Here is a 12,978-nt window from a genome sequence, read left to right on the forward strand (position 1 = left end):
CGATTTGACGCTCGCAAATAACGGCTTATGGCGCAACGTCAACAATGTCATCTTTCACCGCCGTGGCGTGGGCAGGCTCGCCCATAAGGTGAACGAACCGGACCCGACTTGGTTCCTCGTGCGGAACGCGGTCGTCGTTGGGACCATGTCGGTGCGTAGTTGCGACGCGGGCGCGGAAATTCGGTGCGCAACCCTCGCCCCGCAGGTAAATTGCCCACGAGCCCACCAACCGACATCCCGATGCCCCCAGCCGCTCCTCCCGAGAAAATGATGTTTCAGCTGACCCTGCGTCGGCGGGGGATCAGCGATCAGGCGGTGTTGCGTGCGATGGAGGAGGTGCCGCGGGAGGAGTTCGTTCTGCCGGCCGACCGCCCGGACGCCTATCGCGACAGCGCGATGGCGATCGCTTGCGGGCAGACCATCAGCCAGCCGTTCGTCGTGGCCTACATGACCGAACAGCTCAAGCTGCAAAAGACCCACCGCGTGCTCGAAATCGGCACCGGGTCCGGATACCAGGCCGCGATCCTGTCCCGGCTTGCGGCTCATGTCCTGACGGTAGAGCGCTTCCGGACATTGGCCGACAAGGCCAGGGAGCGGCTGGAGAAGCTCGCCTGCTTCAATGTCGAGGTCATGCTCGGCGATGGCTACGCGCTGCCGCCGGGGGGCGGCCAATTCGGTCGCATCATCGTGACGGCGGCGATGGACGAGATTCCCCAGAGCCTGCTCGACCGGCTGGAGCCGGACGGTATCCTGATCGCGCCGGTCGGGCCCCAACACGGGGTGCAGACGCTCGTCAGGATCACGCGAACGGGCGATCGTTTCGACCGAAAAGAGCTCGTCGACGTACGATTTGTGCCGGCAATTCCGGGGATTGCGCGCGAACTTTAAACGTGCGGATCAGCAGGCCGCACAACGCTTTATTCGCGGCTTAAGCGCTTATTTACCGCGGCTGTGTTTACTCGAATTCGTTGTTTGTTGCGTACGAGTGAGTAACCATGCCCACTACCGTCGAGTTGCTTCGCTCGCGCCGCCTGCCGCAGGTTGCGGCATTGGCGCTGATGTCGTTCGGCGTCGCCGGCTGCAGCGCCGACATGTCGACGCGGCTGTCGCAGACGCAAAACCCGTTTTCAAACCCCTTTGCATCCGATTCCACGGGGTCGGTGCAGGCGCAGCCGCCCCGGCAGCACCAGCCCTACACGCCCGCTCCGGCGCCGGCGCCGGCCTACTCGTCCTCGGCGCTGCCGCCCCCGGCGGTCGGGGCTCCGCAATCCTATCCGGCCGGCGGCGGTGCGGGAGGCGTATCCTCGGGCGGGCGCGGCGTCGCATCCTATGCGCCACCTGCTGCGGTCCCCGTGGCTGCACCCCCGGTCGCTGCACACCAATCCTATGCACAGCCGGCGCATTCCTATGCTCCGCCGGCCCAGCCGCGCCTCGAGACCACCGGCACCGTGCCGCCGCGTTCGGTCGCCGCCGCGCGTCCCGCCAGCGGCACCAAGATCATCGTCGGCACCAGCGATACGCTCGACATCCTCGCCAAGCGCTATCGCGTGACACCGGCTGAGATCCTGGCTGCGAACGGCTACAAGGGCCCGCGCGCGTTGTCGCCGGGCCAGCAGCTGATCATTCCGCATCCCGGCACGGTCGCGGCTGCGCCCGCGGCCCAGCCCGTTGCTGCGGCGCCAATGGTTGCGCCGAAGCCGGTGGCGGCCGCAGCGCCCGCAGCTCCGGCCACCGTCCACTTCGTCAACCGCGGCGAGACACTCGCCAGCATCGCCCGCCAGAATCATCTGACGGCGGCTGAGCTCGCCCGCGCCAACAATCTCGATCAGGCTTCGCCGCTCAAGCTCGGGACCAGGCTGACCGTCCCTGGCAGGGCCGTGGCGGCAGCTGCGCCGGTGGTTCCGGTCGCAACCGTTCCCCAGGCGGTTGCGACCGTGCCGGCGCCAGCGCCGACCACACGGGTCGCGACGGCCGCCGGTCCGGTCCAGACCGCCCGCCTGGCCCAGGCCAATCCGGCACCCGAGAAGGAGGAGGAGCCGGCTCGGCCGGCCGAGACCACCAGCTCGCTGCCGACATTCCGCTGGCCGGCGCGCGGCAAGGTGATCACGAGCTATGGCGCCAAGACCAACGGCAAGTCCAATGATGGCATCAACATCGCCGTTCCCGAGGGCACCCCGGTAAAGGCGGCCGAAGATGGCGTCGTCGCCTACGCCGGCAATGAATTGAAGGGCTATGGCAATCTGGTCCTGGTGCGGCATTCCAACGGCTACGTCACCGCATATGCCCATGCGAGTGAGCTGATGGTGAAGCGCGGTGATCCGATCAAGCGCGGCCAGGTCATTGCCAAGTCGGGTCAATCGGGAGAAGTCGGATCGCCGCAGCTCCACTTCGAGATCCGCAAGGGATCGTCGCCGGTTGACCCGCTGCAATTCCTCAACGGGGCGTGAGGTCCGGTCGTTTGACCTCACGCAATCGTGGACGACACTGGGCCGCGCAGATTACTGCGCGGCTTTTTGCGTTGTCAGCCGCACGCCGAGGCGGCCCGCCAGATCTTGCGTGAACTGCCACGCGACGCGGCCCGAGCGCGAGCCGCGCGTCGTGGCCCATTCCAGCGCCTCGCGCTCCAACTGATCCTCGGCGACCGCGATGTCGAAATGGCTGCAATAGCCTTTGACCATCGCGAGGTACTCGTCCTGGCTGCAGCGGTGGAAGCCGAGCCACAGTCCGAAGCGGTCGGACAGCGAGACCTTTTCCTCGACCGCTTCGCCCGGATTGATCGCGGTCGAGCGCTCGTTCTCGATCATGTCGCGCGCGAGCAGGTGGCGCCGGTTCGAGGTGGCGTAGAGAATGACGTTCTCGGGGCGGCCCTCGATGCCGCCTTCGAGCACGGCCTTCAGCGACTTGTAGGACGCGTCATTGCCGTCGAACGACAGGTCGTCGCAGAACACGATGAAGTGGAACGGCGCGGCACGCAGGATGTCCATCAGCGCGGGCAGGCTCTCGATGTCCTCGCGATGAATCTCGATCAGCTTGAGCCGGTCCGCCGGCTTGCGGGCGACATTGATGCTGGCATGGGCGGCCTTGACCAGCGATGACTTGCCCATGCCGCGCGCGCCCCACAACAACGCGTTGTTGGCCGGCAGGCCGTTGGCGAAGCGCTCGGTGTTCTCGATCAGGATGTCGCGCATCCGGTCGATGCCCTTGAGCAGGTCGATCTCGACACGGCTGACGCGCGGCACCGTCGAGAGCCGGCCGTCCGGATGCCAGACGAAGGCGTCGGCCGCGTTGAGGTCCAATGCCGGCGCGGCACCCGCATGGGTTGTTGCCAGATGCGTCGCAATGGCTTCCAGCGCACGGGCGATGCGCTCGGCGATGTGGTCGGGAGCAGGGCCGGCGGGACGTTTTGCCGCGACCTTCGCCGGCTTTTGCGCTGCGGGCTTGGAGCTTTTTTGGAGACGTCTGACGACGGTTTGGGCGGGACCGCGGGACGGGGCTTTGGCTGGTTTTTTCGACATGCTGCAAGTTCCTGATGGGGCAGCCATATCGGGCCTCGCCCGCTGCCGCAAGCGGGGCGAAATGAAGGGGCGGGGCGCCTTGCTATTGGGACTGCTGCCGCTATATTCCGCGCGAAATTCGCAAGAGGCCGGCCCGCGCCGAGACAAGCGTGGTTCGCCGGCTATTCCCGTCTCACCGGGCGCTGCCCACGAGGATCGACCACATGCTGATCACCCCTGCCTATGCCCAGGCCGCCGGCGCTGGCGACACCAACAGCATGCTGATGTCGCTGCTGCCGTTCGCGCTGATCTTCGTGATCATGTATTTCCTGATCCTGCGGCCGCAGCAGAAGAAGGTCAAAGAGCACGCCGACCTCGTCAAGAACGTCCGCCGCGGCGACACGATCGTGACCCAGGGCGGTCTGGTCGGCAAGGTCACCAAGGTCGTCGACGACGACCAGGTCGAGTTCGAGATCGCCGACGGCATTCGCGTGCGCCAGATGCGCCAGATGATCACCGGCGTCCGCACCAAGGGCGAGCCCGCGAAGGCAGATGCAAAGGACGACAAGAAGGACGAGAAGGCCGCGAGCTGATCGTCGGCCTGGCCAGTCGAACGCCGGCCGTCGCTCTTTGTGATGTTCTGATTTTTCGGGCCGGCTACGGCCCTTACGGACAACCTCCATGTTGTATTTCACGCGGTGGAAGGCGCTGGGCATCATTCTCACGGCGCTCGTCGTGTGCCTGTGCGCGGTGCCCAACTTCTTCTCCGAAGCAACGGTCAAGACCTGGCCGTCCTGGGCGCAGCGCCGGCTGGTGCTCGGCCTCGACCTGCAGGGCGGCTCCTATCTGCTGCTCGAGGTCGACTCCAACTACATCAAGAAGGAGCGGCTCGATGCCGTGCGCGACGACGTTCGCCGCACGCTGCGCGATGCCAAGATCGGCTACACCGGATTGGTGAGCCGGGGTGATGGGGTCGAGGTCCGGATCACCAAGGAAAGTGACACGGGAACTGCGATTTCCAAGCTGCGCGATCTCTCGCAGCCGCTCGGCGGGCTGCTCGGCTCCAGCGGCCAGCGCAGCCTCGAAGTCAGCGATGCCGGTGGCGGACTGGTCCGGCTGACGATCCCGCCGGCGGCCATCACCGAACGCATCCGCCAGACCATCGAGCAGTCGATGCAGATCGTCGAGCGCCGCGTCAACGAGCTCGGCACCGTGGAGCCGGTGATCCAGCGCCAGGGCAACGACCGCATCCTGGTGCAGGTGCCGGGCTTGCAGGATCCGACGCAGCTCAAGAACCTGCTCGGGCGCACGGCCAAGATGGAATTCCGGATGGTCGATACGTCCGTGCCGGTGGATCAGGCGGTGCAAGGGCGGGTGCCGCCGGATTCCGAGGTGCTCCAGAGCGCATCGCCCCCCAACCAGCCCTATGTCGTGAAGAAGCAGGTGCTTGTCTCCGGCGGTGATCTCTCCGATGCGCAGACCGGCTTCGACCAGCGCACCAACGAGCCGATCGTCACCTTCCGCTTCAACTCGGCCGGCTCGCGCAAGTTCGCGCAGGCCACGACCGAGAATGTCCAACAGCCGTTCGCCATCGTCCTCGACAACAAGGTGATCTCGGCGCCGGTCATCCGCGAGCCGATCACCGGCGGCTCCGGCCAGATCTCCGGCAATTTCACCGTGCAGTCCGCCAACGAGCTCGCGATCCTGCTGCGCGCCGGCGCGCTGCCGGCGCCGCTCACGGTCATCGAGGAGCGTACCGTCGGTCCGGGCCTCGGCGCCGATTCGATCGCCAAGGGCGAGCTCGCATCCTATGTCGGCTCGATCCTCGTCATCGTGTTCATGCTGGTGACCTACCGGCTGTTCGGCGTGTTCGCCAACATCGCCGTGGTGGTGAACGTCGCGATGATCTTCGGCGTGCTGTCGCTGTTGAATGCGACGCTGACGCTCCCGGGCATCGCCGGCATCGTGCTGACGGTCGGCATCGCGGTGGACTCCAACGTGCTGATCTATGAGCGCATCCGCGAGGAGCTGCGCGGCGGCCGCAATGCCATTTCGGCAATCGACGCGGGCTTCAAGCGCGCATTGGCGACGATCCTGGACTCCAATATCACCACATTCATCGCCGCAGCCGTGCTGTTCTACATCGGCACCGGCCCGGTGCGCGGCTTTGCCGTGACGCTGGGCATCGGCATTCTCACCACGGTCTTCACCGCCTTCACGCTCACCCGCCTGATTGTGGCGGCCTGGGTGCGGTGGAAGCGGCCGCAAAGCGTGCCAATCTAGGAGCTACTGTGACATACTGGGTTCTCATCGGGCTTGGCATCCTGATCGCGGTGCTGACGGTGGTCAGCGCGCTCGGCCTGCTGCCGTCGCTGCGCATCGTTCCCGACGACACGCATTTCGATTTCACGCAGTTCCGCCGCATCAGCTTCCCGATCTCGGCGGCGCTGTCGATCCTCGCGATCGTGCTGTTCTTCACCCATGGCTTGAACCTTGGCATCGATTTCCGCGGCGGCACCTTGCTCGAGGTGCGCGCCAAGTCCGGCACCGCCGACATCGCGGCGATGCGCGCGACGCTGGCGACCCTCGGTCTGGGCGAGGTGCAGCTGCAGCAGTTCGGCGGGCCGGCGGGGGTTCTGATCCGTGTTGCCGAGCAGCCGGGTGGCGACGCCGCCCAGCAGGAGGCGGCCAACAAGGTCAAGTCGGCGATCGGCGATTCCGTCGAGTATCGCCGGGTCGAGGTGGTGGGTCCGCGCGTTTCCGGCGAGTTCCTAGCCGTCGGCATGCTCGGCCTGATGCTCGCGATCGTCTCGATTCTGATCTATCTCTGGTTCCGGTTCGAGTGGCAGTTCGCGCTCGGTGCCATGATCGCCAACGTCCACGACATCGTGCTGACGATCGGCTTCATGTCGATCAGCCAGGTCGATTTCGACCTCACCAGCATCGCGGCGCTGCTGACCATTCTCGGCTATTCGCTCAACGACACCGTCGTCATCTACGACCGTATCCGCGAGATGTTGCGGCGCTATAAGAAGATGCCGATGCCGCAGCTGCTCAACGAATCGATCAACTCGACCTTGTCGCGCTCGATCATCACGCACGTCACGGTGACCCTGGCGCTGCTGGCGCTGCTCTTGTTCGGCGGCCCTGCGATCCACAGCTTCACCGCGGTGATGATGTTCGGCGTGGTGCTGGTCGGCACCTACACCTCGATCTTCATCGCCGCGCCGATCCTGATCTATCTCGGCGTCGGAGCCGTTCGGGGTGATCAGGCCGACGAGCCGAAGAAGAGGCCTTGATCGGGACTTGAGCCGTTGGACCCGAATCGGGGCTGAGAGGTTGGTCTCGCATGGCAACTGACGCTCCGCATTTCCCGCGGTCCGCGCCGATCGACGGTTATGGCAAAGGCGGCTTCGCCTTTGCCGGCATGTCGCATCGCGGCTCGCTGCTGTGCCTGCCGGATTCGATCTGGGCCTGGGACGTCACCCAGCCGAGCCAGATCGACCGCTACGCGTTGCAGCGCGTTTTCGACGCAGCCAACAAGATCGACACACTGATCGTGGGGACCGGAAACGATGTCTGGATCCCGCCGGCACCGCTGCGCGCGGCCTTGCGGGGCGTGAACGTCGTGCTCGATGCGATGCAGACCGGTCCCGCGATTCGCACCTACAACGTCATGATCGGCGAGCGGCGGCGGGTGGCGGCAGCGCTCATCGCCGTCCCATGAGCGAGGCCAGCGCCAACAGCGACGCCGCGTTCTGTGCGAGCCTCGTCCGCGAGCATGATTTCGACCGCTACGCTTCGACGCTGTTCATGGCGCCCGAGCACCGGCGTGCGCTGTTGTCGCTATACGCATTCAACGTCGAGGTCAGCCGCATTCGAGATCTCGTGTCGCAGCCGCTGCCGGGCGAGGTCCGCCTGCAGTGGTGGCACGACACGCTGACGGGTCATGAACATGGCGGCGCGGAGGGAAATCCCGTTGCAGCCGAATTGCTGCTCACCGTGCAGCGCTTCGCGCTTCCGGTCGAGCGGCTGACGCGCCTGATCGATGAGCATCAGTTCGATCTCTACAACGATCCGATGCCGACGATGGCGGCGCTGGACGGCTATCTCGGCGACACGCGCGGCGCGCTGTTCGCGCTGGCGGCACAGATCATTGCGCCGCCGTTTGCGGAGGCGGATCACCTCGCGCACCATGCCGGCATCGCGCAAGGGTTGCTCCAGGTGATCGCATCGCTGCCGCGCGATGCCGCCCACCGGCAGCTCTATGTTCCGCTCGATCTCCTCGCGCGCCATGGCGTCAGCCAGGAGGAGATGTTCGCAGGCAAGGCATCATCGGCGATCCAGGATGTGATCATGGACCTGCGTGGGCAGGCCCGGCAGCATCTCGATCACACCCTCGAGCTGGCGCGTCAGGCGTCGCCGGCGGTGCGGCCGGTTCTGCTGCCGCTGGCGCTGGTCCGGCGCGACCTCGCGCGGGCCGATCGCCGCACCGACGATCCGTTTCAGCCGCAACCCCGCTCGCGCCTTGCGACGTTGTGGACGCTGTGGCGCGCTGCGAGGACGGCGAGTTTTGGCGCGCGCTGACGCTCTCGCGGGCTCAAGCCGAGGGCATCGTATTCCAGAGTGGCGGGCTGTGAAGGAGTCTCGGCATGTCTGGCGGCTCGTGCCGGTGGATCGTGCAGCGGGTGTCCCAGACGACGAGATCACCGGACCGGCAGGTGTGGGCCCAGCTGAACTCGGGCCGCTCGGCAAGCTGCCAGAGATCGTCGAGCAGCGCATCCGATTCGTCTTGCTCGAGACCGACGACACAGGAATGGCGGCGCTGCCCAAGCGCGAGCATCGCTCGGCCCGTATCGGAGTGATTGCCGACCAGCGGATGCACGGGGCCTGCGACGATGGTGCGACGTCCATCATCGGCGGTGTCGCTCGCGACATGACGGACCTTCAGATGAGCGACGCGGCTGCGCAGCGCCGGCGAGAGCGCGTCATAAGCGGCGTAGAGGCTGCAGAACGACAGCCTGCCGCCCAGCAAGCTGCCGGGGGAGGTGTAAAATAGATCCGCGTGACCAAAGCGACGACTGAAGGCCGCGATGTCACACTCACCAAGACGCTGGCCGCGCACGAGCAGGACCTGGTGCTTGAGCAGCGCGCGCATGAACGAGGCGAACGCCCAATCGTCGAAGGATCTGAGATCGACATTGCAGACCTCGGCACCGAGCGTCTTTCCCGTCGGGATGACCTGGATGAGGCTGCTTTCGGCGCTTCGAGCAACGTTGCTTCTGAGACTCACTTGCGTCATCTCCCAAGTTTCACCAGCGCCTGCAAATCAACCATCGTAATTTGTCGGGGGTGTTTCGGCTCGGAGGCAATTCGCGGAAGGATCGCGGCACGATCTGGCGATTGTCGGCACACTCTGCCGCTCTGAGTCGGAAATTGGACGCTTCAAGGCGACGCGCGAGGAAATATCCAGCAACCTGCAACTCATTCGCAGGCATTCTGGCGCTTGATCGTGCGGATGCCCGCGCGCAAGCGAATCAGTGCGGGCGATCTGTTCCCTTGATCTGGGTTCGATGCATGATTCGCCGCGCATGATCATCGAACGGATCGCGCCGATGCATGGTGCAGCGATTGTCCCAGATGACGAGGTCGCCGACCTTCCAGACGTGCTCCCAGGCGAATTCCGGACGAGCAACATAGGTCCACAACTCGTCGAGCAATGCTTCCGACTCGGCGAGCCCGAGGCCGACCAGATAGGCGTTGCGCCGGCGGCCGAGATAGAGCATCTGCCGGCCGGAATCGGGATGCGTGCAGACCAGCGGATGGATCGCGCCCGGCGACGTGCGCGGATCATCGGTCGGCGTCACGCCCTGCCGGACGAAGCCGCCGCTGTTGTAGGTGCCGTCATGCTTGATCTTCAGATCCGCGACGCGGCGCTTCAGTTCAGGAGGAAGCGCGTCGTACACGGCATACATGCTGCAGAACGACGTGTTGCCCCCGACGGGGGGAATTTCCAGCGCGTAGAGCGCGCTCGCGATCGGCGGCGTGTCGAGATATGACATGTCCGTGTGCCACACCGCTTCGCCGGCGCCGAGGCTGCCGATCGCCTCGCCGTTCACCCTCACGTTCGACACGATGTAGATTTCCGGCAGACCGTCGACGAAGCGCCGGCCGTTCTCCTGCACCGGCGCCCAGTCGAGATCGCCGAAGCGGCGGCTGAAGGCGATCAGATCCTGGTCCGTCAGACCCTGGCCGCGCACCAGCAAAACGGAGTGCGTGTGAAAGGCACGGAGCAGGGCGCTGAAGCCCGCGTCGTCCAGATGCTTGAGATCGACATTTCGAATCTCGGCACCCAGTTGCCGGCCGGTCGGGATAATCTCGATGTTCGACGACCGAGACGTTGCGGCCGCGCGGGTCTCGACGTTCATTGCCAGATCCTCCCAAAGGACATTGCATTCGCAGGATACAATGGTCGGACCGCGAAGTCTCGTCCGCTCAGGCCGAAGGCAGTTTCAGGTCCGCCTCGAAATTGAACCGGTCGCGCAGGTTCTTGCGCGAGTCCAGGATGTCCTTGAGGAAAGCGCGATCGCTGTCGCTCGTGAGCATCGGCTCGATCAGGTCGATCTGGTTCATCGCCACCAGCTGCAACAGTTCAGTGCGTGGCCTGCCGCTGGCGTCGCGCGGCAGGGCATGCACGACCTGGATATGCTCCGGCGGCTTCGGGCCCTTGGCTGAAGCAAGCTCGTTTTGCAGCTGAGTTTCAAGCATCGGCTGCTCTCCCTCGACGAACGCATAGAGCCCGACGCCGGTCCGGCGATCGGCGAAGGCAACGATCGCGGCGTCGCGCACGGCCGGGTTCTTCCGGATCATGTCCATCAGCACCGGCGCATCGTTGACCAGGCGTCGTCCGCCACCCTCGCGGTCGGTGAAATTGAAGATGCCGCGCGTGATGGCGCGATACACCTTTTTGCCGGTCATCAGCCAGATGCGCGCGAACAGCGATTTGCGCGCCAGGATTTTGCGCTCCTTCGGCGTCAGCGCCTCGGGCGCGTAACTCCGCTTATGCTTGAGCAGATGACGCAGGTCCTCATAGGCCGCGATCCGGAACAGCCGGCTGCGGCTCTCGAAGCAGGCGGCCAACTGGAAATCGGTCACGTAGCAATGGCCGTCGTGACCGACGAGCCAGTTCTGCTCCTTGGCGAGATCGTTGTGCGTGATCCCGGCGCGATGCAGCCGGCGTATCATCTGTTTGGCCGAGCGGAAATAGGCGACGTTGCCGTGCGGCTTGGCCAGATGCAGCGCCACGCCATTGATGAAGCCGCGGATCAGCGCGCGATCCCCCGCCCATAGCAGATCAGGGCCGGCGTTGAGCCCCTTGGCGCGCATCAGCGCCTTGCGCTCGCGCGCGAACAAATGCCGCGCCAGCACGAACGACCACCACGGCACCTCGTCGAGCCGGCGCAGCACGGCATCGACATCGCCGGCCTCGCTCTTGAAGCGGCCGCGCTCGACGGTCGAGAACACGTCGCGCTTGAGCAGCACACCTTCGCTCCAGCGGGCCGCCAGCAAGGCAGAATCGGTCTTCGGCAGGCTCATCGTACTCTCACGCAGCGGCCGCGACGGGCAGGTGCTCGGCGATCCAGCGGTCGAGATCGGCCAGCGCGCGGGCGCTCATCGCCTGCTTCTTCGCCACCGTCTTCTCGTTGCCCTTCAGCCGCGTGCCGTCGGGCTTGCGGGTCGGGGCCGTCGCCAGCGGCGGGAACAGGCCGAAATTGATGTTCATGGGCTGGAACGAGCGCGTCGCTCCATCGATCGTTTCGATATGGCCGCCAGTGATGTGGCCGAGCAGGGCACCGAGCGCGGTGGTCGGAGGCGGCGGCAGCAGATTTGCGCCACGTGTCTCCGCGGCGGCGTAGAGCCCGGCGATCAGGCCGATGCTCGCCGACTCCACATAGCCCTCGCATCCCGTCATCTGGCCGGCAAAGCGCAGCCGTGGCTGGACGCGCAGGCGGAGCTGCGAATCCAGCAGTTTCGGCGAGTTGAGGAAGGTGTTGCGATGCAGGCCGCCGAGCCGCGCGAATTCCGCGTTCTCGAGGCCTGGGATCGTGCGGAAGATCTGCTGCTGGGGGCCGTATTTCAGCTTCGTCTGGAACCCGACCATGTTGTAGAGCGTGCCGAGCTTGTTGTCCTGGCGCAGTTGCACGATCGCGTAGGGCTTGACCGTCGGATTGTGCGGATTGGTCAGGCCGACCGGCTTCATCGGGCCGTGACGCAGCGTCTCGTGGCCGCGCTCCGCCATCACTTCGACCGGCAGGCAGCCGTCGAAATAGGGCGTGTTGGTCTCCCACTCCTTGAAGTCGATCTTCTCGCCGGCGAGCAACGCCGCGACGAAGGCGTCGTACTGCTCTTTCGTCATCGGACAGTTGATGTAGTCGGCACCGGTGCCGCCCGGACCGACCTTGTCGTAACGCGACTGGAACCAAGCGACCGACATGTCGATCGTGTCCTTGTGCACGATGGGCGCGATGGCGTCGAAGAACGCGAGCGCCGTCTCGTCGGTCAGGTCACGGATGGCCTCGGCGAGCAGCTGCGAGGTGAGGGGACCGGTGGCGATGATCACCTTCTCCCACTCCGCGGGCGGCAGGCCCGCGATCTCGCCGCGGCGCAGCGCGATGCGTGGATGGCCTTCCAACGCGCTTGCGACGGCCGCCGAGAAGCCGTCGCGGTCGACGGCCAATGCGCCACCGGCCGGGACCTGGTTGGCGTCAGCGGCCCGCATGATCAGCGAGCCCAGCCGGCGCATCTCGGCATGCAGGAGGCCGACGGCGTTGTTGGCGGCATCGTCGGAGCGGAACGAATTCGAGCAGACCAACTCGGCAGGCGTGGCGGTCCGGTGCGCCTCGGTCATGCGGTCCGGCCGCATCTCGTGCAGCACCACGTCGATGCCGGCCTCGGCCAGCTGCCAGGCGGCTTCGGATCCGGCGAGGCCGGCACCGATCACGTGGACGGTATTCGAAGGTGATTTGGTCCCTGTCATGCGCGGGACAGGTAGCGCTTTTCCCGAGCGCTGCAAATGCGCCAGTGGGGTTCAGCGTGAGAAACCGGGCGCGTGTGTTTCGTTGCGCCAGGGCCTAGACGCGGCAACGCCCGCAGCGAGGCGGGCGATGTCCGGTAGATATCGGAAGAAGGCTGATCAGCCGTTGTAGTGACCGGCAGCAACGCGCGGGATGTCCGAACGATCGAGACCGATGTCGGCGAGCTCGCGATCGCTGAGCTGCGACAGCTCGGCAACGTTGCGCTGATACTCACGGAACGCCTGCACCATGCGGATGAGCGAGAGCAACATGAGAAATCTCCTTTAGTTCGCGATTCAGTTCTTCATCGGAACCTCATCGTTGAAATGAACATAGAAGAGCTTGTTGCGATGCGGAAGCGTGAATGTTGCGATGCAGCTAAACCCCGGACGCATAGCTTGCGTAACCCT

The 12,978-nt window shown here is 65.4% G+C and carries 13 protein-coding genes; 7 read left to right on the forward strand and 6 right to left on the reverse strand.

Annotation, left to right across the window (positions count from 1 at the left end; translation table 11 throughout):
* Positions 1–240 precede the first annotated feature (240 nt).
* Entirely contained in the window at positions 241–888 is a 648-nt protein-coding gene (locus QX135_RS17205; protein WP_315738317.1) for a protein-L-isoaspartate(D-aspartate) O-methyltransferase, read from the forward strand.
* Positions 889–995: 107 nt separating this feature from the next.
* The gene (locus tag QX135_RS17210; RefSeq protein ID WP_316177962.1) at positions 996–2,447 is read left to right on the forward strand and encodes a LysM peptidoglycan-binding domain-containing M23 family metallopeptidase; all 1,452 of its coding nucleotides are present in this window, start codon (positions 996–998) and stop codon (positions 2,445–2,447) included.
* Positions 2,448–2,498: 51 nt separating this feature from the next.
* On the opposite strand, the gene QX135_RS17215 is transcribed toward QX135_RS17210, so the two are convergent.
* Complete coding sequence (locus QX135_RS17215) at positions 2,499–3,515, reverse strand: ATP-binding protein (protein WP_315738140.1); 1,017 nt, start codon at positions 3,513–3,515, stop codon at positions 2,499–2,501.
* A gap of 203 nt (positions 3,516–3,718) precedes the next feature.
* Here QX135_RS17215 and yajC point away from each other — a divergent pair, with 203 nt between their 5' ends.
* From yajC to QX135_RS17240, 5 genes are all read left to right on the forward strand, one after another.
* On the forward strand, positions 3,719–4,087 hold the full coding sequence (yajC, locus tag QX135_RS17220; protein ID WP_172108587.1) for a preprotein translocase subunit YajC: 369 nt from the start codon (positions 3,719–3,721) through the stop codon (positions 4,085–4,087).
* Between the two features lie 88 nt (positions 4,088–4,175).
* Positions 4,176–5,777 carry a protein translocase subunit SecD gene (secD, locus tag QX135_RS17225; RefSeq protein ID WP_315797507.1) on the forward strand — a complete coding sequence of 534 codons (1,602 nt, stop codon included), beginning with the start codon at positions 4,176–4,178 and terminating at the stop codon, positions 5,775–5,777.
* An 8-nt stretch (positions 5,778–5,785) separates the two neighbouring features.
* Complete coding sequence (secF, locus tag QX135_RS17230) at positions 5,786–6,793, forward strand: protein translocase subunit SecF (protein WP_315756649.1); 1,008 nt, start codon at positions 5,786–5,788, stop codon at positions 6,791–6,793.
* 50 nt (positions 6,794–6,843) lie between these two features.
* Entirely contained in the window at positions 6,844–7,221 is a 378-nt protein-coding gene (locus QX135_RS17235) for an Mth938-like domain-containing protein (protein ID WP_315738136.1), read from the forward strand.
* Positions 7,218–8,081 carry a phytoene/squalene synthase family protein gene (locus QX135_RS17240; RefSeq protein WP_315797506.1) on the forward strand — a complete coding sequence of 288 codons (864 nt, stop codon included), beginning with the start codon at positions 7,218–7,220 and terminating at the stop codon, positions 8,079–8,081. The genes QX135_RS17235 and QX135_RS17240 overlap by 4 nt, the downstream gene beginning before the upstream one ends.
* 13 nt (positions 8,082–8,094) lie before the next feature.
* Here the strand turns inward: QX135_RS17240 and QX135_RS17245 are convergent, their stop codons facing one another.
* From QX135_RS17245 to QX135_RS17265, 5 genes are all read right to left on the reverse strand, one after another.
* Positions 8,095–8,787 carry a TauD/TfdA family dioxygenase gene (locus tag QX135_RS17245; RefSeq protein ID WP_315797505.1) on the reverse strand — a complete coding sequence of 231 codons (693 nt, stop codon included), beginning with the start codon at positions 8,785–8,787 and terminating at the stop codon, positions 8,095–8,097.
* A gap of 244 nt (positions 8,788–9,031) precedes the next feature.
* On the reverse strand, positions 9,032–9,922 hold the full coding sequence (locus tag QX135_RS17250) for a TauD/TfdA family dioxygenase (protein WP_316177966.1): 891 nt from the start codon (positions 9,920–9,922) through the stop codon (positions 9,032–9,034).
* Positions 9,923–9,989: 67 nt separating this feature from the next.
* The gene (locus tag QX135_RS17255) at positions 9,990–11,090 is read right to left on the reverse strand and encodes a serine/threonine protein kinase (RefSeq protein WP_316177968.1); all 1,101 of its coding nucleotides are present in this window, start codon (positions 11,088–11,090) and stop codon (positions 9,990–9,992) included.
* 7 nt (positions 11,091–11,097) lie between these two features.
* Positions 11,098–12,531: a methylenetetrahydrofolate--tRNA-(uracil(54)-C(5))-methyltransferase (FADH(2)-oxidizing) TrmFO gene (trmFO, locus tag QX135_RS17260; RefSeq protein ID WP_316177970.1), complete on the reverse strand. Its 1,434-nt coding sequence runs from the start codon at positions 12,529–12,531 to the stop codon at positions 11,098–11,100.
* Between the two features lie 156 nt (positions 12,532–12,687).
* On the reverse strand, positions 12,688–12,840 hold the full coding sequence (locus QX135_RS17265; RefSeq protein WP_006614327.1) for a DUF1127 domain-containing protein: 153 nt from the start codon (positions 12,838–12,840) through the stop codon (positions 12,688–12,690).
* Positions 12,841–12,978 lie beyond the last annotated feature (138 nt).

The sequence above is a fragment of the Bradyrhizobium sp. SZCCHNR1098 genome, assembly GCF_032489375.1.
GTDB lineage: Bacteria > Pseudomonadota > Alphaproteobacteria > Rhizobiales > Xanthobacteraceae > Bradyrhizobium.